The organism is Bradyrhizobium sp. BRP22 (assembly GCF_020194175.1).
GTDB lineage: Bacteria > Pseudomonadota > Alphaproteobacteria > Rhizobiales > Xanthobacteraceae > Bradyrhizobium.
Window position 1 is genome coordinate 176,385 of record NZ_JADYVX010000006.1, and the last position, 23,125, is coordinate 199,509.

General features: G+C 58.0%; 19 protein-coding genes. 2 read left to right on the forward strand and 17 right to left on the reverse strand.

The annotated features are described in order from the left end of the window. Positions 1 to 153: 153 nt before the first annotated feature. Positions 154 to 1,155 (reverse strand): UDP-glucose 4-epimerase GalE, encoded by a 1,002-nt coding sequence (gene galE / locus I6F35_RS10850; protein ID WP_225117653.1) that lies wholly within the window; start codon positions 1,153 to 1,155, stop codon positions 154 to 156. Between the two features lie 445 nt (positions 1,156 to 1,600). Between galE and I6F35_RS10855 the strand changes: the two genes are divergently transcribed. Further along, on the forward strand, positions 1,601 to 2,458 hold the full coding sequence (locus tag I6F35_RS10855) for a hypothetical protein (protein WP_225117654.1): 858 nt from the start codon (positions 1,601 to 1,603) through the stop codon (positions 2,456 to 2,458). Positions 2,459 to 2,574: 116 nt separating this feature from the next. On the opposite strand, the gene I6F35_RS10860 is transcribed toward I6F35_RS10855, so the two are convergent. The 4 genes from I6F35_RS10860 to I6F35_RS10875 form a co-directional block, all read right to left on the reverse strand. Then, positions 2,575 to 4,014, reverse strand: coding sequence for an O-antigen ligase family protein (locus tag I6F35_RS10860; protein WP_225117655.1), 1,440 nt, complete (start codon positions 4,012 to 4,014; stop codon positions 2,575 to 2,577). A gap of 101 nt (positions 4,015 to 4,115) precedes the next feature. Next, a complete protein-coding gene (locus I6F35_RS10865; protein ID WP_225117656.1) occupies positions 4,116 to 4,841 on the reverse strand; it encodes a polysaccharide deacetylase family protein in 726 nt (241 codons plus the stop codon). Then, positions 4,838 to 6,004, reverse strand: a complete 1,167-nt coding sequence (locus I6F35_RS10870) for a glycosyltransferase family 4 protein (RefSeq protein ID WP_225117657.1) — start codon at positions 6,002 to 6,004, stop codon at positions 4,838 to 4,840. The genes I6F35_RS10865 and I6F35_RS10870 overlap by 4 nt, the downstream gene beginning before the upstream one ends. 85 nt (positions 6,005 to 6,089) lie before the next feature. Beyond that, positions 6,090 to 7,577 carry a methyltransferase domain-containing protein gene (locus I6F35_RS10875; protein ID WP_225117658.1) on the reverse strand — a complete coding sequence of 496 codons (1,488 nt, stop codon included), beginning with the start codon at positions 7,575 to 7,577 and terminating at the stop codon, positions 6,090 to 6,092. 253 nt (positions 7,578 to 7,830) lie between these two features. Between I6F35_RS10875 and I6F35_RS10880 the strand changes: the two genes are divergently transcribed. Then, entirely contained in the window at positions 7,831 to 9,129 is a 1,299-nt protein-coding gene (locus tag I6F35_RS10880; RefSeq protein WP_225117659.1) for a glycosyltransferase family 4 protein, read from the forward strand. 75 nt (positions 9,130 to 9,204) lie between these two features. Here the strand turns inward: I6F35_RS10880 and I6F35_RS10885 are convergent, their stop codons facing one another. From I6F35_RS10885 to I6F35_RS10940, 12 genes are all read right to left on the reverse strand, one after another. Further along, the gene (locus I6F35_RS10885) at positions 9,205 to 10,344 is read right to left on the reverse strand and encodes a DegT/DnrJ/EryC1/StrS family aminotransferase (RefSeq protein WP_225117660.1); all 1,140 of its coding nucleotides are present in this window, start codon (positions 10,342 to 10,344) and stop codon (positions 9,205 to 9,207) included. Positions 10,345 to 10,494: 150 nt separating this feature from the next. Beyond that, positions 10,495 to 11,355: a 2OG-Fe(II) oxygenase gene (locus I6F35_RS10890; RefSeq protein WP_225117661.1), complete on the reverse strand. Its 861-nt coding sequence runs from the start codon at positions 11,353 to 11,355 to the stop codon at positions 10,495 to 10,497. 136 nt (positions 11,356 to 11,491) lie between these two features. Next, positions 11,492 to 11,962: a glycosyltransferase gene (locus I6F35_RS10895; protein WP_249792476.1), complete on the reverse strand. Its 471-nt coding sequence runs from the start codon at positions 11,960 to 11,962 to the stop codon at positions 11,492 to 11,494. Positions 11,963 to 12,000: 38 nt separating this feature from the next. Further along, the gene (locus tag I6F35_RS10900) at positions 12,001 to 12,516 is read right to left on the reverse strand and encodes a UDP-N-acetylglucosamine--LPS N-acetylglucosamine transferase (protein ID WP_225117663.1); all 516 of its coding nucleotides are present in this window, start codon (positions 12,514 to 12,516) and stop codon (positions 12,001 to 12,003) included. A 325-nt stretch (positions 12,517 to 12,841) separates the two neighbouring features. Beyond that, positions 12,842 to 13,834: an NAD-dependent epimerase/dehydratase family protein gene (locus tag I6F35_RS10905; protein ID WP_225117779.1), complete on the reverse strand. Its 993-nt coding sequence runs from the start codon at positions 13,832 to 13,834 to the stop codon at positions 12,842 to 12,844. A gap of 75 nt (positions 13,835 to 13,909) precedes the next feature. After that, positions 13,910 to 15,019: a DegT/DnrJ/EryC1/StrS family aminotransferase gene (locus I6F35_RS10910; protein WP_225117664.1), complete on the reverse strand. Its 1,110-nt coding sequence runs from the start codon at positions 15,017 to 15,019 to the stop codon at positions 13,910 to 13,912. Between the two features lie 134 nt (positions 15,020 to 15,153). Further along, positions 15,154 to 15,657, reverse strand: a complete 504-nt coding sequence (locus tag I6F35_RS10915; protein ID WP_225117665.1) for an acyltransferase — start codon at positions 15,655 to 15,657, stop codon at positions 15,154 to 15,156. Between the two features lie 31 nt (positions 15,658 to 15,688). Next, complete coding sequence (locus I6F35_RS10920; protein WP_225117666.1) at positions 15,689 to 17,191, reverse strand: oligosaccharide flippase family protein; 1,503 nt, start codon at positions 17,189 to 17,191, stop codon at positions 15,689 to 15,691. 51 nt (positions 17,192 to 17,242) lie between these two features. Next, positions 17,243 to 18,304, reverse strand: a complete 1,062-nt coding sequence (locus I6F35_RS10925) for a Gfo/Idh/MocA family oxidoreductase (RefSeq protein ID WP_225117667.1) — start codon at positions 18,302 to 18,304, stop codon at positions 17,243 to 17,245. Positions 18,305 to 18,498: 194 nt separating this feature from the next. Further along, entirely contained in the window at positions 18,499 to 19,929 is a 1,431-nt protein-coding gene (locus I6F35_RS10930) for an HlyD family type I secretion periplasmic adaptor subunit (RefSeq protein WP_225117668.1), read from the reverse strand. Further along, positions 19,926 to 22,148 (reverse strand): peptidase domain-containing ABC transporter, encoded by a 2,223-nt coding sequence (locus I6F35_RS10935; RefSeq protein ID WP_225117669.1) that lies wholly within the window; start codon positions 22,146 to 22,148, stop codon positions 19,926 to 19,928. Before I6F35_RS10935 ends, I6F35_RS10930 begins: the two co-directional genes overlap by 4 nt. Further along, complete coding sequence (locus I6F35_RS10940) at positions 22,126 to 22,452, reverse strand: hypothetical protein (protein ID WP_225117670.1); 327 nt, start codon at positions 22,450 to 22,452, stop codon at positions 22,126 to 22,128. The genes I6F35_RS10935 and I6F35_RS10940 overlap by 23 nt, the downstream gene beginning before the upstream one ends. Between the last annotated feature and the right edge of the window lie 673 nt (positions 22,453 to 23,125).

A 23,125-nucleotide genomic window follows, 5' to 3' on the forward strand; every position in this document is an offset into this window, starting at 1 on the left:
CCTCGCATGGTCCTTGGGTCGAACCTAATTCCTTTGACCCATTTGCCCAGTGCAGATCGAGAGGTCGACCAGCCTCCGATCCATCAGAAATCTCGGCTCACGCACGAACCATCCTCCAAGGCTTCGGCAGGCTGATTATTCGCCGACCAGATATCACCCGCTCAAAGCTCGAGGTGTCCGCGCCAACAGCTTTTGTTCCCATGACAGCGCGTGACGAACAATGGTCTCGAGATCATCATGGGCAGGGGTCCACGAGAGAATACGCCTGATATTCCGCACGTCGGCAACGATTGCGGCCGGATCGCCAGCCCGCCGCGGCTGCATTTTAACCTCGAAGTCGAGCCCGGACACGCGCTTCACGGTGTCCACTACATCCCGAACGGAGTAGCCGTGGCCATACCCGCAATTCATCAGCGTGCTTGCGCCTCCTTTCCGCAAATAGCCCAGTGCCTCCACGTGGGCACTGACGAGATCGCTGACGTGAATGTAGTCGCGAATGCAGGTGCCGTCCGGGGTCGGATAGTCCGTACCGAAAATCGCCATGGAATCGCGAGCGCCGAGCGCGGCCTGTACGGCAACCTTGATCAGATGGGTCGCCGCACGCGTGGATTGGCCGGTGCGGAGCTTCGGATCAGCACCCGCAACGTTAAAATAGCGCAGGACCACATATTTCAGGCTGCATGCGAGCCCCGCATCCTGCAGCATTCGCTCCGTCATGAGCTTCGAGGCACCGTATGGCGACATCGGTCGGGGAATCAGGTCTTCTCCCACCAGCGGCGTCTGTGGATTGCCGTAGACCGCGGCCGTAGAGGAGAACACGAAATACTTTACGCCAGCCTGGACGGCGGCCTTCAACAACACCAGAGAGCCGGCCGTGTTGTTGCTGTAGTAACCTAAGGGGTTGGCGACGGAATCCGGCACGACGGACGAGGCTGCTAAGTGCACGATCGCCTGCACCCGGTGCTCGGACAAGAGCTTCTCGACCAGCGCGCCGTCGCCGATATCGCCGACCACAAGCTGTGCCATCGCAGGGACCGTGTCTCCGAACCCGGTCGAAAGGTTGTCGAGCACGACCACGGATTCCCCTCGGTCGACGAGCTCATTCACAATATGACTGCCGATATAACCTGCGCCGCCGGTTACCAATATCGTCATTCTGAGCACCGTACCTAACAATTAAATATGCAAAAGCTCTTATACCGCTCAGACGGCAGCGGCGCTAGGTTGCACTTGCGCAGGCCCTCGATCTTTGCCTGGTAAAACCGGAAACGTTCGCAACCCTGGACCCACCTGTCCGCGCTCCGGCTGCCCGAGCCACGATCGGCCCGCTCGGCCGCCTCCTCGATGAGCCTGAGGAGCGCAAAATCTCCTGGATTCCGTGCTCGCGCGACGCTTTGGAGAAAACGCCATATCGCATTTTCAGCCTCGCTTGCTGTGGCTCAGGTTCTCGCAACCTCCAGCATGAAATCTCCGGTCCAGCTTGTTCCGAGATGATCGTTTATCGATCGGCGATGGTATACTAATTTCAGCTTCTGTCTCCGCAGACCGGGTCTGGTTGGTTGTCCAGAATTTTGGCGTAAAATCCACTTTGGGAGCCGCTATGCGCTATCTGATGATGCTGGTTCTACTGCCTGTAGGGGCAATTATTGGTCAACCCGCCGTCATGTCGACATGGCGTGAATGTGCGGAGTGGATGTGCCATGCGGACGCGGCGCCCTCGAGCCACAGACAGGCCGAGACGACGGCCGGCCGCGACCACGCCTTGGCACTGCAGAACGACGCACCATCGCGCTTGGCAGTCGGCCCTGATCTAACCCCCGATCCGGTGCAAAGCTCGGTCGACGTTCCCTTGAGCTTCAATGATCCCGTCTATGCTAACGTCACGGGCGGGGCGAGCCGCATCACGTTATCGCCGGGCTCATCCCGGACGGATTTGTCCATCGTCGAGAACTCGGGAGATCCGACGATTACCTGCAGTGGCTCGTGCAGCCTCACGCGAGTTCGCATTCAGTCGAGAGAAGGTGTTCGCTGCGTTGCCGGCAATATCGATCTGACGTGGGTTTATGTTACGGCTACGGGCGTCGGCAGTGACCACGCGGACGGGCTGCAGTGCTATGCGCCAGGGTCTGCGGGCGTAGTCACGGTCAAGAACTCGACCTTCAAGATGGCAGGGGCAACGAACGCGGGGTACTTCTCTGCAGACAATTGGCGAGGCTCGCACGTTCTCGAGAACGTATTGTTCGAGGGCGGCAATTACGGTCTCCGCATCCCGGCGGATGGCGGCTCCACCGTGAGCCTGAAGAACGTCTACTTCGTGCGCGGTTCGTTCCGCTATGCGGCGTTCCTATTTGACGTAATCAATGGTCAACGCATCAACATCGAGCGTTGGGAAAACGTGCGTTGGGCAAGCTGGCGGGGCGATCAGCTTGTCCTCGGAGATCTGATCCGACGGCCGTAGTGCTATGGCGGACTGCCGGATCCAAGACCTGCCTGTGTCAGCGAGTTTCAACGACAACAAAGTCGTCCGGGCGAGAACCGAGCAGGTCTTGCGATGTCAAACCCAGACAAACATCTTCACTGATTCGAGCGATTTGCCCAACGAGAGCGAGCACCCTGTGCGGCGAACGAGGCGGAAGCGCTCCCGTTGCGGGGGTCAAACATCCACATGCCGCTGCCGAGCAAGAACATGATCAAGACATAAGGAGCATCCCAGACGTGGACCGTGCAAATGGCGAAAGCCAGTCCGCATAGCGTGACGATGAGACCTTTGCGGCACTGGGCTACATGGAACGAGACATTCTTCAGGCGTCCCAAGCCGAGACAAACCGAAAGGAAACCGCCGGCCACGAGCAGAAATCCCGGAATACCGTAGCGAACAGCGGTCACCAGCCAGAAGTTGTCGATACTGCCTCCCATCCACGGTGGATGGTCCCATTCAGTCAGACCAAGTCCGAAGATCGGATGCCGCACTACTGATTCCGTTCCGTAATGCCAGATATGCACGCGCATATACGACGTGTCCGCGTTGAAAGTCAGGTACGAGATAAAGACGTCAAACGGAGTACGATTTGAAGTGAAACTTACGACGATGTAGGCAATAGCTACAATTGCGGCCAATATTCCCCAACGGCGCGCCACGCTCGCCGTGATCCTGTCCCAGCCGATCAGCAATGCCTGCACAACAAGCGACAGGAGGGGACCGGAAGATAGCGAGGATAGAACCGCCATCGCCACAAGCCCGGTACTTAACCACTCGCCCCTGCGCGCCATGACGCCATTTACATAAAAGCTCAAGGCGAAAGCACTTGAGCAAACGACACCAAACAGAATGGAATATTCGAAGGTGCCTTGAGCTCGCCGAAGTCCGAGTCTCATTTCACTGCCGATGACATTGTAGACGGAAAACACCTTGCCCAACAATTCAATCAAGATCGGCGAGCCTACGAAATTCTCGTAGATGGCGAATGGCAAAAGAAAAATGACCATGAGCACGAGAGAACTAACCATGCGCCGGAAAGCGACGACATCTCGGATATATTTTCTTGCGAAAAGAAATGTTCCGAACGTCTCGATGACGAATATGCCAGCGGATTGCACGCCTGTGTCGATGCCATGCTGACCGATCAATACGACCGCGCCCCATACCGCGGTCAAAAAAATCAGAATGTCAGGTAGCCGTATTCGCCCCACCGATCCGGATAGCCACGCTATCAAACACGGAAGGAAGGTTACTACCAGCACCAACCGGTAAGGAGACAGGCGCGTCGGGCCGATTTGGAAGAGCATCGGCATTGCCAACGAGAAAACGAAGATCGGAATAAGTGGCGAGACCTTCGCGCTTCTCGTCTGCTGAGCTGCAGCTTGACTGCCGACGGAAGCTAGCGGCCTTCCGATCTGACGAGACTCTCTTGCTGCAATACTTGCCACGGATCCATCCACTACGCGAAATGAGTTAGCCGTCTCGATGCAAACGCCGCCCCCGATGATCGGCAGATAGAAGAGAAGTTCCGACAACCAGGTCCCGAATTGGACGCTGGACTCCGAATGAGTGCATCGGTCCGGAATAAAACCAGCGAAAGTCTACTGCCAACCTTCATCGTGATGCCCGCATAACGCTATCGATAGCGGACGCGCATCAGTGAGCGATAGAGTCCGAGCCTTGTACTGATCTTCCAGGCAAGGCCGCGCATCGCATCCGGGTCAAGTAGATGCTGGCGCATGTACTCCGCGTCCATGCCGTTGGTCAAACAAAGGCGAGAATAGAGAAACGATTCGAATCCGCGATGATTCCCAAGCTGGATCGTGAATAGGCGCGTATAGCCAGCTCTCAGAGCCGCCTCCCACACGCGTTGAGAAAAACGCCCGTACGGGAAGGCGAAAAGAGCGACCTGTTGCCCGAGGCGATCCTCCAGCACAGCCTTCGACACGCTAACCTCGCGCTCGAGTTGGGCATCAGAGACAGTGGTCAAATCCAGATGGGCCATGCCATGTGAGCCGACTGTAATGCCATTCCTACTGAGTTCCTCAATCATCTGCCAGTTCATCCGCCCCGGCGCACCCACAAAATCGACCGGGATAAAGGACATGAATCCCGGAATCTTGCCTGTTGCCGCGTAGCGGGCATAGACATGCGTGTAATCCGAAAGGAATCCGTCGTCGAAGGTCAGCAGGACCTCACTGGTCCGGCTGGCTTTCGGATCGTCGCAGGTCTCCAGAAACGTACGAGGCGAGACCAACGTACCTCCGCAAAGCGCGAGATGCGCATCGAATGCCTTGTGCGTCAGACACCATGCATTCGATGGCGACGCGCTGACCAGCTCGTGATAGTTCAGAACAATCATAGAGCTTGCATCAGATCTGAGACTCGCCGGCCCCAGGCCTGCCAATTCAGCTGCGTCTCGTAAGTATCGCGGCTCGACTGCTTCAAACGAGCCAGGCGGTCCGGGTCCGCAAAAGTTTCCGCGATGACATCAGCGTAGTCTGCCTTCGTCGCATTCGCGGGCACCAATATGCCGGTCTTCCCCTCGCGGACGGCATAGGGGACGCCACCGGTGGCGCGTGCAACGCTCGGAACACCGTGAGCTGCGGCTTCGCACAACACGATGGGGAAGCAGTCCGCCTGGGTTGGCAGCAGAAAGAAGTCCGCGTCCCGATAGAGTTGATCGAGCCGGTTGCGCTGTGCAGGGTCATTCTTGTCAAGATAAGGGATGATGGTCAGACCATCCTGTGTGATCGGCTCCGGCGGAGTGCATCCGCAGATGACGAGTTCCGCCTTCATGCCCCTGTTGTTTAGTTCAGCGAGAATCTCTACCGCGAGGTCCGCCCCCTTCTCCTTCCAATTGACGCCAATCAGGAGCATACGAACTGGACCGGGCTTTCGGCATCCAAGGACAGTTTCACGAGCGGGTTCCTCTTTGAGATTGGCGCCCCAAGGAACGACGTGCACCCGAGCCGGATCGGCACCGTAGTCCCTAACTGCAGATTCAGCTGCCCATTGCGACGGATAGAGAATTAGGTCCGCGCGCGCGATCGTATCGCGTTCCAGCCGCTCGGAGGTCTCCCGGGCAGTGCGCGACAGGTTTCGATAGTTGGGATGATAGTCCTCAATAAGCCGAAAGGTTGCATCGGACGCATATACGAGGGGCACACCATCGGGCACGCTCCAGGCGAAGGTGGATCCGGCGGGGGCGAAAACAATATCGGGCGACGCGGCTCGAATCTTGCGTACCGCGTCCGCTGAGTATTGCGCAACGACAGGGCCCGCCTGAAATGGAGAAAGACCCCGCCTATGAAACGTTCGGCAAAGACTGGAATAGGTCTTGTACAGAGGCAGAACCGGTGCGCTCAGCGGACCGATGTGGACAATTTCGTGCCCCTGGTTCGCGAGCGATTTCGACATATTGTGGGGAGTACCGGACCAGAACCTGACGTTGCTTCCGTCTCCGATCGTGGCGAAGCCGATCCGACGCGCTACCTGGCTGTTGGAGATCTCGCACTGATTCATTTTGTTCCTCTAAGGATGGCTCATCCAGCGGATTGTCCAAAGCGAGAAGGTGTTTTCAGAAAAAGTCCATCATTTTTTCTGTCGATCAATGGAGGGACTCTTTGAAATCATCCTTCCTTCTAGCCAGGCTGACGAAACTGGGAGACATGAATAATTCGATAGATCCTGCCGGAAGCCGACGAAGAAATTCGGCGCGGTGATGAAGCGTTCCTACCGTCCGGTCTACCCGCAGCCCGGATTTGCGGCACCAAGCGCCCACCTTCCCGATGCTGCTGACGTGTGTACCCGATAGATTGTGGTTTCCCAATCCGCGGTATCGATGAGGATTGCGAAGTCTCCTCCACATCTCCGGGACGGATAACATGTTTGGCGCCTGGATAATCGCCACCGACTTCGTCGACATGTTGTCGCGAAACGAGGAAAGTACCTCGACTGGGTCACGAACCAAATGGAGCACATTCGAAAACAAGAGGCAGTCAAATCGCTGGTTGCCGAGTTTCTTCTTGGCGACTTGGAAATCGCCGAAGACCATCTCGACACCTCTTTCCGCCGCACTACCGCAAACCACCGGGTCCAACGGCACCGCAACAACCCGCAAGCCCTTCTCCGCCAGCCAACACTCGGTTGCACCTGAGCCGCATCCGACCGAGAGCACAGTGCGAGCGTCGGGAGGAATCATGGAGAGAACACCTTCCTTGAGAGGCTCATAGTAATCCTTGGAATACATCCGGCGCCAAAGCTTGGTTTCCGTATTCAGCAGCGGTTCGGGTGCGCACGGATCATTGGCAAGTCGCAGCATGGCACCAATCTGTGCGCGCATTTCCGCGGCATCCACCCCGACCTTGCCCGCGTATTTGTCGGACAGGTGGTGAACCGTGAAATCGTCGAGATGCGATATCGGAATCAGCTTGGTGAAACCGCATTGGATATAGGGGTCGGTCGCGGCCGAACAGAGCAGATCATGCTTCCACTCGTGCGGCTCAACCAAGAAGCCGCCCGACTTAATCGCCTTGTTTAACTGGCTTCGCGTGAGGACATAGCAAGCCGCATGCTCGTTGGTGAAATTGGCAAGGACATACTTTGTCCTGGACCTGAGAGACGTCGTATCCCAATGATATTCATCGTGTGCGTCAGGATAGCTGATGCTGCCACCCGGTCCCTTCTCCATGCGAAGAAACCCAGCAATTTCGTCGTCTCGCAGGACCGAATTTACCTGGAGGAACGCCCGCAAGTTCTTTTCGGTTATCAGGATGTCGTCTTCCGAATAGATGAAAAGGTCGTATTGATCGGCGCGCTCCGCAAACAGCTTCTTATGCGCAAAAGGCAAGGACCACGGATCTTTGCTCGGAAGACCGACCCGACATTCAATGCCGGGGGCGGGCTTTTTGTGGATGTTTGAGATAATGACGATGTCGATCTCAAATGGCATTGACCGGAATTCACGGATCATCCGATCCAGGTGGCGGTCATTCGAGGTACCGTAACTCGCCAACGCGACGAGGACGTGGAGCGGTGCCGTCCTGCTGTTCTCATGGGGCGCAATCATAGTCGAAAGATCGTAGGGCGCGTTCATTATTGAAATCGTCCTTTCATACAGCGCCAGCCTGTCGGTCCGACACGCACCTTGTCTGGATGTGGGCAATAAACTCTATTTTAATATTATAATCCAAAATAGATATATGCGCCGTAAAAAAATGACATCGTGAATTATTTTAATGGCAACCTTAATATGGTAACGAAATCGAAGGCAGTTCTGGCGAGTTCATTCTAGGTCGGCGTCGGTTGGCCGGCCTGCTGTCCTCCCGGCTAATAGAGGCGGAAATAGCGTGAAAGTGCTTCTCTACCCGCATTCCATGGAAGTGGGCGGATCACAGCTCAACGCCATTCAGTTGGCCGGAGCAGTCCGCGACCGGGGCCACGAGGTCATCGTCTTGTCGGAGCCAGGTCCGCTGGTGGAACGGGTGCGAAAGTCGGGCCTCGAACACGTCGAGATCCCTCTGCATCGCGGTCGGCCGTCGCCGACAGTCATGAGGATCATCAGTGAGTTGGTGCGACAGCGCGATATCGACGTGATACATGGCCACGAGTGGCCTCCCATCGTTGAGGCATTCCTGACGCCGACGCTCATTCATCGTACGCCCGTCGTCGGTACGGTTATGTCGATGTCGGTGGCGCCCTTCCTGCCAAGGAGCGTGCCGTTAACGGTCGGAACCGAACTCATCCGTCAGGCCGCGCTCGCTGCCGGGCACCGCAATGTCGAGCTGTTGGAGCCGCCCGTAGACACACAGGCCGACAATCCGTCGATCGACGGCAACAGTTTTCGCGCCCGCCATGACATCCGGCCCGATGAAGTCCTCGTTGCCATGATCTGCCGGCTGGTGCCGGACCTCAAACTCGAAGGATTGCTGACGGCGTGCGATGCAGTTCGCGACCTGGCTGTCGCAGGCCAGTCGGTACGGCTGGTCATCGTCGGGGATGGCCAAGCACGCGATGACGTAGCCAGACGCGCAGCGGGCGTCAACGCAACCGTTGCACGTGAGGTCGTGCTTCTGACTGGCGAAATGGCTGACCCGCGCCCGGCCTATGCGGCGGCCGACGTCATCATCGGGCAAGGCGGCTCGGCGCTGCGAGGAATAGCATTCGCAAAGCCGCTCATCGTGGTGGGTGAGGATGGCTTCAGCGAATTGCTGACACCCGAGAGCGAGCCGACCTTTTTCCGACAAGGCTGGTACGGACTTGGCGCCGGTTCGCTTGGAACGGGAGTGCCAGCGTTGCGTGCCGGGCTCCAACGCCTCGTCGATTCGCCCGATAAGCGTCGCGAACTGGGACTTTTTGGCCGTCAGCTTGCGGAGCGGCGCTTCAGCTTGAGCCATGCGGCCGAACTGGTCGAAAACATGTACGTGTCGGCGATCCAAAATCCGACCTCCTTTGGACACCTGGTACCCGATTTCCTCCATGTCGCCACCGGGGTATTCGGAAACCGACTTCAGCGAAAATATCTGAAATGGCTTGGAACGGCGGCGACAGACGACCGCAATGCACGTGATGTCATCGCCGCCGTCTTCGAGAAGGGAAAAGGCACCAAAACGCCACCGCTGTCCACGGATCGGGCGACCGCTAAATAGTCAGCCAGGCAGCCGTGCCGATCACGGCATCGCTGTATTTGCGGACCAATTCGCTTGCGTGTTGTGAAACTGGTCTCAACGGCTCAACTCGACCCTCAACGCGTCCGCGACGCGAACCTGATCCTCCTCGGTCATCTGCGCGTAGATCGGCAGCAGGATCGAATGATCCTGGGCGAGTTCGGATTGACGTAGGTCGTGACGTCGCGCATCGTTCGAGTAAGGTGTCTCACGGTGCGAACACATGATGCCGCGCCGAGTGGCGATGCCTTGATCGAGCAGGTTCTGCATCACTGTTTTCTGGTCCACCCTGTCGGGCAGGCGTACACAGTAGCTCTGCCAGTTCGAACGCGCCCATTCCGGCTCGAACGGCAAGATCAGTCCTTCCAGATTTCCCAACAGCTCGCCGTACCGGCTTGCGATCGCGCGTCGCCGCGCGAACAGTTCAGGCAGCCGCTCGAGCTGCTTTCGACCCACTGCGGCCTGGACATCTGTCATCCGGTAGTTGAAGCCGACAAAAACGTAGTTCTCAAAAATGACCTGCGGCGAGCGGTGCCGAACCGTGTCCGGCACGTTCATGCCGTGCTGGCGCCACAGCCGTAGGTTGCGATCAATTTCTGCATCGGACGTTGTTAGCATGCCACCTTCGCCGGTCGTGATAACTTTGCGAGGGTGGAAAGAAAAGCAGGCGATAGATCCACGTGGTTTGCCGACCAACTCCCAGTCACCATCCACATTGATCTGGCTACCGATCGCGCAAGCGGCGTCTTCGATAAGGGCGATTCCATGACGGTTCGCTACCGCCATAAGCGATTTCAAATCGCAAGGCATTCCCATTTGATGGACGGCAAGGATTGCTCGAGTGCGCTCAGTTACCGCTTCGGCAACGCGCTCCGGATTAATGTTGTACGTCGCCGGATCGACGTCGACGAAGATCGGCGTCGCTCCACAATACCGGATGCTATTGGCAGTGGCGATAAAGGAGTGACTCGACGTGATGACTTCATCGCCCGGTCCGACGCCGTTCGCGAGCAGGGCGAGATGAAGCGCCGTCGTGCAATTTGATACGGCGCACGCGTGGCGTGCGCCCGTCAGCAAGGCGAACTCGCGTTCGAAGGCGCTTACCTGCGGACCTTGGGACAGCCAGCCCGATAGAACGGCTGCGCGCGCGGCGTCTGCTTCTGTCGTATCCAGAAACGGCTTGGCAATCGGGATCATGAAGCGAGCGCTCCCTCTGCTCCAACGTTCGCTTCTCGCGCAATCTCAATCATCCGCATTCTCGTCGGTACCTCGTTCCTCAGCCCATCCCATTGGCCAGCCATCGATCCGTTCCGGTTTGAATGTTCGATCTGCCTTTTGAGATTGCAACTAGCGACCTTTGAACAGCCGCGGAATTTGCCACACAATCGGCGGCGTAAATGGTTTCATCCTGTCTTTGAGCGAGCGCCGCCTAACCTCGTTGGGACGCATCCTCCAGATAGTTGTGTGATCTTCCGATCGCTCCTCATCCGGACGGCCGTTCGTATAATAATACAACGCAATTGATCTACGGTATTTTCCTTTCGGGCAGGTCAGCGGATCAGGGTGACCGTGGAAGGACGTGCTGGTCGTCGAAAACACAACCATCCTATTCGCAATTGGAAGGTACGATTTGTACTTGACCTTGACCTCCTTATCCCACAGTTCGAACGCGCCTCCCCACTCCTCCTTCCAGTCGAAATTGAGGTAAACCAACACATTCAGTCGTCGGTCAAGCCGAAGCTTGCGGTGCATGTTGAAATCAACGTGCATCGCCAAACGGCCGCCCCGCGGAATCATGTGCAAACCACCGCCCGTTAGGTAAGGGTCCGGTATCAGACCGTCGATGCCCGACAGTTGCTCGAGAAAACTGACAAATGGCCGGGAATTCAACGCGCTGATAAAGTTCTGAATGACAGCTGGAAAGTCTTCATGGCTGTCAAGCGAGAGCTTCTGCTCCTCGTACGAACCTGCATCGAGAAACGTCCGGTTCCAGACCGCATCGTATTCGCCGGGATAGTGGGCCACGATGTCCCGAATGATGCGCTCATCAAAAAAGTCATCGATCCCGATGTGTGGGTATGGTTCATTGTTGGCGTATCGTCGCCTCCATTCCGCAACATCTTTTTTCATCTTGTCCAGCGGAAGAAGCGACTTGATGCCGAGACGTTCGCTATCCCGGGCGGGAAACAACTGTAGCGCTTCTCTCATTTTCTACTCCCTTGGGCGAGTTCCGTTGCCGACGCGTGGCCTCATGTACGCCAGGTGCGAAGGTCAGGCGAGGCCATTTGGAAACAGCGAATCCCGATATCGGCATTTCCTGCCGTTCCACGTTGCCAGCCTCCATCTAACACGAAGCGTCCCCGTTCTCGAAACGAACGTGTCCGGTCTCGATGAACGTCCGAATCGTCGAGATAAGATGTGGCGATGTTTGCGGACTGAACCGCGCGGTATTGTCGAAGACCTGGAGTTGATCCAGCTTCTTGACCAGTTCCTGTTCGCTGAAAGCAACGGCAATGCGGCCCTGCTCAGCGAACCGTTTTGCCGTTGCGAGCTGATGGTCGTTGCGGTGCTCGCCCAGGCTCGCCCGGCGAGGCATGACGATGATCCGCTTGCCAAGCTCGAGAGCAGTGATAATCGAGCCCATGCCCGCATGGGAAATCACGAGGCTGGCCGCTTGGACATGTTTCCGGAACTCGGTCGGGTCGACAAACCGCTCGGCGCGGATGTGTTGAGACTGGTAGTCTGATGGACCGGTCTGTGCGAAAATATCAGCTCTTCCGTTTGCGCCAGCCCACTCGTCAACCGTGCGGATCAAGCGGTCAAACTTCCCCTGCGTTCCGACTGTCGCGAAAATCACAGCACCGAACCTATGTAGTGGGGTCCATCAGGTCGCGCTAAGTGAGGCCATTGGGTCAACCAGAGGTCTGCGCAATGGCCAATTCGGTCGCCCGACATCGAAAGCTGCTCGACGTTGGCGATGCTGTCGAGCCAGATGGTGCGTGCACCGATTATTCGCCCGAACCGCAATGCTAGATATCCTGGCGCAGCTCCTGTCGAGAGCACGATATCCGGCTTCTCGTTCCAGATGATCCACGCGAGCCGCCAAGCCGACTTCAACAGCGCTAACTTGGTCCAGCGATTGGCATCGTTCACCACATAGAACTTGTGCTCCGACACTTGCGCGCGATACGATTCATGAACCGTGACGAAGATGACTTCGCAATCTTCGAAGGCGCGTTTGATACGCAACAACTGCACCCAGTGCCCGCCCCCCGAAGAGACCGCCAGCAATTTCCGGCGAACGCCAGGTGAGCGCGGAGTGCTGCTATTGGACAACGTCTTGCGATGAACGACCGGGTCCCGAAGCATCGGCGGGTCTCCTAAAGCGCTACAAACTCGCAATCACTTGCTGCAACCTGGATCGGGTACAACTCCCGCACCGCTGCATTGAACTTACGCAATTTACAGTCTCGATTATTTAAAATCAACATATTCAATATTAAAAATAGATATTTATTAGTTCAGTTTAAATATGAGCGATTTAAAAAGTTCGTCGATTATCTCGCGCCGGCACGATGGTATGACGCGCGCATCGAGATCATGCTCGGGGGTGGCGTCTGCCGGCCTTGCGACTCCGGACGCAACGGCACGGCCGCATCCGTCCCTTCATCGGCAAGCGGCAGTGCGATCGGCATCACGAATCCACCGCTTCCTTCTGACGGACCGTGAGCGATCCGCGCTCCTCTCGCCACCACGTTACAAGATCTGCCAATCCCTGTTCGAGTGGCACGTTCGCGCGAAACCCGAGCAGGCGCACTGCCTTTTCGGTCGAGGCCAGACGGCGCGGCACCGGATTCACCGAGCGCTCCGGCGCGAATTCAGGTGTCAGGTCGCGATGCCCCATCACGGAGGCAAGAGCGGTGGCGAGCTGTAAGAGGCTGGTTTCGGTACCGCTCGCAACATTGAACACCTGGTCCGTCGCCTTCGACTTCGCTCCCAGGATGTTGGCGCGGGCGACATCTCGAACGTGGACGAAATCCATCGTTTGCTGGCCATCGCCGAAGATGATCGGCGGCAGACCGACTTCCAGCCGCTCCATCCAGCGGATCAGCACCTCCGTGTAGCGACCATGGATATCCATGCGGTCGCCGTAGACGTTGAAGTAGCGGAAGGCGACGTAGTCGAGCCTATGCATGTCATTGAAGGTGCGTAGCAACCCTTCGTTGAAGGCCTTCGCCGCCCCATAAAGGGTACGGTTGTCGTAAGGATTCTGTCGTTCCGTCGTGGGAAACTCCTCAGCCATGCCGTACACTGATGCGGAGGATGCGGCGATGAACTTCTCGACATCGTGCTTGACGCACAGGTCGAGCAGATCGAACGTCGCGTCGACCATGACTTCCATAGCCAGGCGCGGCTCGGCGGCGCAGTGGGTGATGCGGAGTGCCGCTTGATGAAAGACGATGTCGGCCGCCTGCACCAGCGCTGCCATGAGCTTGCCGTCACGGATGTCGCCGTGGACGAGGCGCACTGGACCACGCGAGGCGGCGTGCTGAAGATTTTCTGGCCGTCCTCTCACCATGTTATCAAGCGCAACGATTTCGAGGCATCCTTCGTCGCACAGCAGGTCAATGATGTGCGAGCCGATAAAACCGGCCCCACCCGTGACCAGAATCCGTTTCCCCTTCAGATCAGCCAACATGCTCTCCTGTTTGTTGGGCTCGGCAAGCCGACATGCAAGACGTTCTGCTTCGACCGAGATGCCTTAAGCGGCCTCGACGAGTTCGGCCTTTTGCAGCTGAGCAACGACGTCCGAGATCTGGCCAGGCTGCAATTCCGGATAAATCGGAAGCGATAGAAATTCATTCGCTAATCGTTCCGTCACGGGAAAGCCGCCCTCGCGATAGCCAAGATTCGCGTAGGCCTTCTGCAGATGAACAGGAACGGGGTAGTGAATGCCGACGCCAATCCCCCCATCGTGCAGAACCTTCAGCGAGGTGTCGCGGCGAGGAAGTCTGACCGCGTAGACGTGGTAGACATGCCGGCTGTGAATCGGTGGTTGCGGCCCCTCGAACGGAAATTCCGCGAGCAGTCGATCATATTGCGTGGCCACCGCGCGGCGCGCCTCTGTCCAGGACTCAAGGTGGTCCATCTTGACGTTCAGGACCGCGCCCTGAATACCGTCCATGCGGAAGTTGTAGCCCGGAACAACGTGATTGTATTTGGATTCCTGCCCCCAATCGCGGAGCAGCGAGATTCGTCGGGCGAGGTCCGGGTTGTTGGTGACCACGGCCCCGCCCTCGCCATACGCGCCCAGATTCTTACCGGGATAGAAGCTGAAGCAGCCGAGGTCTCCAATCGAGCCGGCACGCCGACCCTTATATTCGGCTCCATGCGCCTGAGCGGCGTCCTCAATGACGACAAGTCCGTGGCGGCGCGCGATTTCCACAATCGGATCCATGTCGGCCATCAGTCCGTGCAAGTGCACCGGAAGAATTGCCTTCGTTCGCGGCGTGATGGCGGCTTCGATCAAGGCCGGGTCCATCGTCCACGTGACCGGATCGACATCGACGAAGACCGGCTTGGCTCCGCTGTACAGAATCGCTGCGGTCGTGGCGACGAACGTCATCGACACCGTGATCACTTCATCGCCCGGTCCGATGTCAGCCGCGAGTAACGCAAGGTGTAAGGCCGAAGTCCCGCTGTTGACCGCACGACAGTGATCGACCCTGCAATAGGCCGCAAAGCGATCCTCGAAGGTCGTGACCTCCGGCCCCAGCACAAACTGGGCACTCTCGATGACACGGGCGACCGCGGCATCGACTTGTGGTTTGATCGCGCGATATTGGGCTTTCAGATCCAGAAAAGGTACCAAGACGCTGTCCTCTTAGGGTCGGGCCGACCCGCAAATCGATTTAAATTATTTATTCACCAGCACATTAAATCATATAATAAGCGCGATTAGAATAGTCGTCCGCAATGTTTATTTGCATTTAATGCGACGATTGATTAACGGCCGGGAGCGCTGGTCACCTTGTGACGGGTTTCGTTGGACGAGATGGGTCGCGCCGGCACTCCGGCAACGATAACCCGCGCCGGAACGTCCCTCGTCACCACCGCGCCAGCACCGACGATAGCCCCGGCGCCGATCGTGACGCCGCAGAGAATAGTGGCGTTGGAACCGATGGATGCTCCTCTGCCGATGCGGGTAGGCTCCACTTTCCAATCCGCGGGCCCTTGCGGCTTGCCGTCCGCCGTTGTCGCTCTCGGATATTTGTCGTTGGTGAACATCACCCCATGGCCGATGAAGACCTCGTCCTCGATGGTCACGCCCTCACAGATGAAGGTGTGCGAGGAAATCTTGCAGCGCGCTCCGACGTTCGCGCCCACCTGGATCTCGACAAAAGTTCCGATCCGCGTCTCGTCCCCGACCGAGCAGCCATAGAGATTCACGAGATCCGGATGGAATATTCGGACGTCTCGGCCGAGTTGCACGTCCTTGGCGATGGGCATCACATCTTCTCCTGAGCATCAAAAAGCATCATCAACAAGCGTCGCGATCCGATCGGACGGCAGGAACGACAAGAGGGCCTTTCAAGCGCCATACGCTAAGTAGCGCCTTGTCGGCCGCCGTCCTTACGAGCGGCAACAACGGATGTTGCACAACAATCAGTGCAGCAAGCCATGCTCCGGCCGCTGTCGCAAAGGCAGCAAAAATACCGGCCACAGACCCGACAACACCGTAATCGATAAGCGGCGCCCAGATCGCCGCCGAAGCCCCGCTGCAGAGCGCCACAAGGCCGCTCTTCCATGTTGCGCGGCCAATATCGATCGGTCGCAGATCGAGATGCCGGCCGACGAAATAGATCGCCACAGCGGCTTGGAACGGCAACGTTACCAACGTCGACGCTGCTACCGCTTCAACACCGAAGAACGACGCGCCGCATATGAGCAGCAACGACGGTGGCAGTGAAATCAGTGATGAAATAAGCGCGTCGCGTACGCTGCCCGCGGCGACAAGGACGGGATATGTAAGACAGGCCGCAAACAGCGAAAGGTAGGCAAAGCACAGCACGCGGACCAGCGGAACCACCTCAAGCCAGGACTGACCAAGCCAAACCGAGATGATCGGTTTCGCCATCACCCCCATCAAAATCAGAGACGGCCATTGCAGGACCGCGAGCAGCGAAATCGCGTGGAGATAAATGCGCCTGAGATCGCCTCCAGCGTTTGTCTGCGCGCAGATGGCAGGCATGATCACGGGACTAATGACCTGAATGACCAGCTTGTCGAAGACTTGAGTGACGGTAGTCGCCCTGCTGTACAAACCTGCTGCAGCGAAGTCCAGTACGCGTGCCAGGAATACTTGAGGCGCAGAATTGTAGACCAGGTTGATCAAGACGACACCGCTCGAGTAGAGACCGAACCGGACCACATCCAGATAGCCCGCCAACGATGGAATGAAGATTCGCACGTCATCGCGTCTTGCGATCAAATACGTTGTCTGCACGACACTTCCGACGATCATGCCCCAGATCGGAGCAAGGTAACTGTATCCCATCGCTGCAAGCGCCACCGACGCGACAACGGTCGCAAAATTTCCGACCAGGTTGCTGCCGGCAATCTCGCCGAATTGCATATTTCGGCGAAGCAACGCGACGATCGTCATCAAGAATGGCGTGATCGCGAAATTCAGTGCCGCGACGGAGAGTCCGGCTCTTAGGGTATCCTCGCCGAACAACGTCGCCAGTGCGCCACCCAGCAAGTAGAGGGATGCACCGATCGCAACCGAGAGGCCGAAGGTGATCGTAAACGCGGTTCGAATGTTTTCTTCCGATAGCGACGCCTTCTGAATGATATAATTGGCTCCGCCGAACTCCTGAGACGAGCCGGCAACTACCGCGGTGATAGCGCCGACGACGGCGTAGATCCCGAACTCCTTAGGAGTTAACAACCTGGACAGAACCGCGGTCGAGACGAGGAATAGCAACAAGCTCGCATAACGCTCAACCGCGGAAAACAGGATAGAACGTTGGACTGTGCTCATCGCGAACCAATCGACGGCTTATGGCCAGCCTGTTTCACTTTCCGGACGCCATCAAGCCGTCGCCCTGACGTTCTCTCTGATCAGGCTCCGCCGCTGCAGCATGATAGGCCTGCCCTGCTCGGCGATCGAACGCGACGCGGCCTCCAGCACCTCGATCACACGCAGCCCGGAAAAGCCGTCAGAGATCGGCCGGTTGCCGGTACGCACGCAATCGATGAAGTGTTCTACTTCGGCTTGCAGTGCCTCCTTGGTGGAAATATTCGGTGCCCACATATCTCCGGCTCGGTAGCCGATTCGGAACTGGTGAGTCTTCTCAGCCGATTCGTTCAAAGTGATGCCCTTATCGTAGACCTTGATCTTCTCGGTCGGCTCGAGATCGTCATATACGATCATCTTCTTGCTGCCGCCGACAAAGGTTTGACGCACCTTGATGGGAGATAGCCAGTTGACGCTGACGTGGGCCACGCACTTGCTATCGAAGAACAGCGTGATATGGGCCATGTTCTCCGGCGTGCCGGCCACGTGGCAAGACCCCGTCGCCGAGACAGCCACAGGGTCTTCGTTCAGAATATGTTGAATAATCGAAACATCATGGACTGCAAGGTCCCAAATGACGTTCACATCGCTCTGAAACAGTCCGAGGCTGGAACGCGTGCTGTCGTAATAGTAGATCTCACCGAGTTCATCCTTCGTGACCAGTTCACGGATCTTCTGGACCGCCGGCGTATAGAGGAAAGTGTGGTCAACCATCAGCGTCAACCCTCGCCGATCTGCCTCCTCGATCAGTCGACGCACCAGATCGGCGCTTGGCGCCAACGGCTTCTCTACCAGGACGTGCTTGCCGGCCTTGAGAGCTGCAAGCGCCAGCTCGTAATGCGTTCGGACCGGCGTGGCGATCGCAATTGCATCGATGCTCGAATCATTGAGCAGGTCCTCGTAGCGATTGGTGGTGCTCACCCCCGGGTAGAGGCGCCCGCTCGTGGCAAGCTTCGCCGGGTCAAGATCGGCGACGCCGACCAGCCGTGCGGATGGATTACTGACGAAGTTGCGGACGAGGTTCGGTCCCCAATAACCGTATCCTACAACGCCCAAACCAACGCGACTATCTTGCATGAAATATCCTCGATTACTGAGATAAGCGAATAGTGACTGTATTCCCGCCGCCGGCACCGCCGTAAAATTCTCGATGCGGAGTCCGCCAACGCCAAGTCTGTGACGGCCGGTTTGCGACGACAGGCATCACCAGCCGGCAGCTGCCATTGAATTCCAACCTCATGAAATGACCGATGCGCGATTTGTTCCTGCAACTAATATTCGCGGATAGCTTCATCGAACCCGCGAAGTAACGGATAAAGGAAATAAGAGATTACGCTACGCCGCCCGACCTTCAGCTCGGCGGTCACCGCCATACCGGGTATTAACTGAGCGCGCTCCGCCGGCAGCCGAAGGTGCGTGTCGGACAAGTCGACCAATACGCGATAATAGGGAACGGCCGCACGGTGCGCACCTTCGGCTTTCGAATCCGGCTTCGAATCCGGCGAGAACGAGTCTTGACTGATGACGCGCACCTCACCTTTCGCAGTGCCGTATTTCTGGAACGGAAAGGCGTCGAACTTGATCCGGACCGGCTGGCCGACCAAAACCTGGCCGATGTCCCTGCCTTCGACATTCACCTCGCCTTGCAGCGGCACGTCGCGAGGAACGAGCACAAACAGTGTTTCGGCCTCGCGGACGACCGATCCGACGGTTCGGTTGGCGATCTCAAGCACGATCGCGTCGGCCGGGGCCTTCAACACGATTAGCTTCCGGCGAAGCTCAGCCTTCTTGAGATCTTCCGCCGCGCTATCTCGTTTCGCCAACGTCTCGACGAGGTCCTGATAAGCCGTCTTGCGAAAATCCTCGGCGTAGACCTTCTGGTCCGCCTCGGCTTTGTCGAGGCGATGAGCATAATCGACGATACTGCCGCGGACGCGCGCCAGGTTGCTTTCCACCTCCAGACGAGCATCGCGCGACAGCAGCACGTTCAGCTTCGAGCCGATTTCCCTGTCCATCAGCTCCGCGCGCATGACCTCGATCGACTTCATCGTTTCGAGCCGCTGAAGCAGCACGGTCTCTTCGTTCTGCGCGGTCTTCAGGTTGGCCCGCGCGGATGCGACTTGCGCCTGATAGTTCTCAATCTGGGCGTCGTAGGCCGACTTGCGCTGCAGGAACATCTTGCGCTGCAGGATCTGGTCGGCGCTGGCGGATTCGCCGGTGATGTAATCCCCTCCATCCAGCTCGGCCTTGAGACGCTCGATCGCAGCATTGAACACACCGACCTTGCTGCTCGACTGGTCGAGATCCGCCTGCGAGAATGTCGGGTCGAGCGTCGCCAGCAGGTCGCCGCGGTTGACCCGGTCGCCAGGCTTGACATGTATCTCGCGGATGACGGAGGTTTCGAGCGGCTGCACGACGATGTTCGGACGCGTGGTGACCAGCTTGCCCTGGGCCGTCACGATCATGTCGACCTGCGATCCTGAAGCCCAGCCGATCGCGGTGAGGATCAGAGCCAGGACGCAGTAGAGCGTCATGCGGGCGATGCGCGGCGGCGCCCGGTTCTCGACCTCGATCGCATCGGACTGAAATTCCGTCACCACCGGCGGCCGCGGCGTGGTGGACCTGAACAGTCCGCGCCGCCGCCGTTCGGTCGGTCGCACCGGCGCGCTGGTGTCGCCGCGAGATTTCTCGGGCTTGGTCATGCGATCTGCTTCGTCTGCTGGTTCCAGAGATGGCGGTAGATCATGCACTTCGAGAGCAACCGGTCGTGATGATCGACATCGACGATGCGGCCGCGGTCGATCACCAGGATCTGGTTCGCGTCCGCGAGCATCGACAATCGATGCGAGACGATGATGACGGTCCGTCCCTCGGCGATACGGCGCAGATTGCGCCGGATGATCATTTCGCTCTCGGAATCCAGTGCGCTCGTTGCCTCATCCAGGATCAGGATGCGCGGGTTGACGATGAGTGCCCTGGCAATGGCGAGGCGCTGCTTCTGCCCGCCCGACAGGTTCGAGGCGTCCTCCTCGAGCATGGTATCGAAGCCGCGCGGTAGCCGTTCGATGAATTCATCGGCGCCCGCGAGCTGCGCGGCGCGGACGACCTCGGCAAAGGTCGCGTCGCGCTTCACGCAGGCGATGTTGTCGCGTACCGTGCCGCGGAACAGGAAATTGTCCTGCAAGACCAGTCCGAGATTCTGTCGGAGATGGGCTAGGTCGAGCTCCCGCGAATCATATCCGTCGACGCGCAGCAAGCCCTGTTGCACCGGGTACATCCCGGAGATGAGCCGCGTCAGCGTGGTCTTGCCGGAGCCGCTTCGGCCGACGATTCCGAATATCGATCCCGGGGCGATGGAGAAGGAGACATCATCCAGCGCCGGCGCGCCTTCCGATCCATAGCGGAACGAGACGTTCTCGAACTCGATCTTGCCGGCAAGATCGGGTCGCAGCCCCTCGCGATTTCCGTCGCGTTCTGGCTTCTGGTTCATCACCTCGCCCAGCATCTTCACCGCCAGCGCGACTTCCTGATATTCATGAACCATCGTCACCAGTTGGACCAGCGGTCCGGACACGCGCCCTGCCAACATGTTGAAGGCGACCAGCGCGCCGATGGTCATCTCGCCACTGAAGACGTCGAGCGCTCCAAGCGAGATGATCCCGAGTGTCATCATCTTCTCGAGAAATCCGGTCGCCGACTGAGCAGCGGCGGAGATCTTCTCGACGCCGAACCGCATCGTCACCGACTGCGCACAGCGATCGTCCCAGGTCCTGCTCTGCATTGGCTCCATGGCCAGCGACTTCACCGTGCGCATGCCGTGTACGGTCTCGACCAATAGGGCCTGTCGAGCGCCCTCCGCCTGGTAGAGATCATAGAGACGTCGCCGGAACGGTCCCATCAACAGCGCCACGACCACGCCGCTGGCGGCAGTGAAGGCCAGCACCATGCATGTCAATTTCAGGCTGTAGAACGCCAACACCGGAATGAAGACGAACAGCGACAGCGCGTCGAGCGTGGTCAGGAACAAGCGGCCGGTCAAGAACTCGCGAATTCGGGCCGCCTGCTGCATGTGCTTGACCAGGACGCCGGCCGAAATATGTTCAAAGAAGGTGACGGGTAGGCCAAGCAGGTGACCGAACGTCTTGGTTGCGACCCGGATATCGACCTTGTTGGTCGCGTAGAGCAAAAGATAGCGCCGCAGAAAGCTGAATATCGCGTCGAACGCCAGCGCGGCAGTCGCACCGGCCGCCAGCACGTAGAGCGTGGTGAAGCTCTCGTGCACGAGAACCTTGTCGATGACGAGCTGGAAGAAGATCGGTATCGCGAGCCCCAGCGCGTAAAGCATGATGGCGGCTATCGCGACGTCGACGAACAGTCGCCACTGGCGGCCCAGTTCGGGAACGAACCAGCGGAGCCCAAAAGCCGGCCGATTGTCCGACGCAAGCCGCTCACGCTTGATCAGAATGGCGTCGCCCTTCCATCGGGCGCAGAACGTATCCCTGTCGACGATCAGAGCCTCGTCTCGGCGCTCGGCCAGCGGGTCGAACACGCTAACGGCTTCCGCACCATCCGGTCGCTGCCCTGCCGCGAGAACCGCGATCCAGTTGCCATTCGAAAGTCGAGCCAGGGCGGGATAGGCTTCTCCTAGCCGAAACAGCGCACCCCAGTCGAGCTGAGCGCTCGTCGCGCGCAGGCCGGCCTCCTTCGCCATGCGCAGCAGCCGGGTCGTCGAAACCGGAATCCCGTCGATGGCATAGCTGTGCTTGAGGCGCTCGACCGGGAGATCGACGCCATGATAGGCAGCGACCTTCGCGAGGCATTCAAGCTCGGTGCGCGCAGCCGGCCGCACGGGTTCGTCGGCACTCGCGGCCGGCGCTTCCGCAACCGCGAGGTCGGTTTCAACGGAAATTGCTTGAGACATTCGGGGACCTTGGGCTGCCAGGCGGATCATGTTCCGCTGAAGTGGTCTGCGTCTGTCCGCCCGGCGCCTTCGACGGGTTACGCCGCACCGCGCCGGCGTCAATCAGTCCCTGCAGCGCGTTCTGCATCACCTCGACCGAGTTCGCGAACGATTCCACGGAAAAGATCAACCTTTGCCGGAACGCCTTTTTTGGCGCATTGTTGGCATCACGTTCGGTCGGCGAAAGACTGAACAGATCTACGCGGACGATAGACCCGCCAATGGTGATCTCGTCCACTCCATCAGTATAGAGTTCGGCGTGCATCAAAGCCTCCAATGCTGCCAACTTCGGCCTCAAGCCGGCGTCGACCTGCAGCAAGAGCATCGACGCTTACGATAGTCACTGACGTGCAACGTCCGCGCGATCGAAAGCCGTACGGGACGCCGTTGCTCCCATAGCGGTCTGGTCTCCACGGACTGGCGGGCGAATGGAATACGGGGAACGTTGGAGCCATCAAATGAACCGCCAAATGCATCGCTCGTTTTGTCCTCGGCATCTCCACCACCTGAAATGGTCGATCCGAGCCACGGGATAATGAATAAATCGACCACAATTAAAAAGTCAATTAATTATAGCTCATTTACAAAATATATTATAAGTCATTATTAACATACCCGCCCCGGTTCCCACAAAATGAAGCTTTGAGCTTGAAAAAGAATCGGCAAAAAGCGCACCTTCCTCGAAAAAAGCGACCAAAGCCACGCTTCGACGTCCCTCGGCATCAATTCAGGGACGTCTTATATTAATCCCGCCTAGACGACAGTCTGCTGATCATAATAGGGCAACTACGCTTAACCAAGCCCTCAAACTTACCATTTCATTATTTAATTTGAACGAGCGACATTTTATAGTATAGTTATTTAAAGCCTGGACATTTTGCGGCGTCAGCAGACCTGTGCTGATCCGGCCCGGCAAAATTCGTGGGTGGTGGAGGCGA

Coding starts and splice junctions, on each gene's coding strand:
- galE (WP_225117653.1), bottom strand. CDS start 1,155: ATGACGATATTGGTAACCGGCGGCGCAGGTTATATCGGCAGTCATATT.
- I6F35_RS10855 (WP_225117654.1), top strand. CDS start 1,601: ATGCGCTATCTGATGATGCTGGTTCTACTGCCTGTAGGGGCAATTATT.
- I6F35_RS10865 (WP_225117656.1), bottom strand. CDS start 4,841: ATGATTGTTCTGAACTATCACGAGCTGGTCAGCGCGTCGCCATCGAAT.
- I6F35_RS10870 (WP_225117657.1), bottom strand. CDS start 6,004: ATGAATCAGTGCGAGATCTCCAACAGCCAGGTAGCGCGTCGGATCGGC.
- I6F35_RS10875 (WP_225117658.1), bottom strand. CDS start 7,577: ATGAACGCGCCCTACGATCTTTCGACTATGATTGCGCCCCATGAGAAC.
- I6F35_RS10885 (WP_225117660.1), bottom strand. CDS start 10,344: ATGATCCCGATTGCCAAGCCGTTTCTGGATACGACAGAAGCAGACGCC.
- I6F35_RS10890 (WP_225117661.1), bottom strand. CDS start 11,355: ATGAGAGAAGCGCTACAGTTGTTTCCCGCCCGGGATAGCGAACGTCTC.
- I6F35_RS10900 (WP_225117663.1), bottom strand. CDS start 12,516: ATGCTTCGGGACCCGGTCGTTCATCGCAAGACGTTGTCCAATAGCAGC.
- I6F35_RS10915 (WP_225117665.1), bottom strand. CDS start 15,657: ATGCCCATCGCCAAGGACGTGCAACTCGGCCGAGACGTCCGAATATTC.
- I6F35_RS10920 (WP_225117666.1), bottom strand. CDS start 17,191: ATGAGCACAGTCCAACGTTCTATCCTGTTTTCCGCGGTTGAGCGTTAT.
- I6F35_RS10925 (WP_225117667.1), bottom strand. CDS start 18,304: ATGCAAGATAGTCGCGTTGGTTTGGGCGTTGTAGGATACGGTTATTGG.
- I6F35_RS10930 (WP_225117668.1), bottom strand. CDS start 19,929: ATGACCAAGCCCGAGAAATCTCGCGGCGACACCAGCGCGCCGGTGCGA.
- I6F35_RS10935 (WP_225117669.1), bottom strand. CDS start 22,148: ATGTCTCAAGCAATTTCCGTTGAAACCGACCTCGCGGTTGCGGAAGCG.
- I6F35_RS10940 (WP_225117670.1), bottom strand. CDS start 22,452: ATGCACGCCGAACTCTATACTGATGGAGTGGACGAGATCACCATTGGC.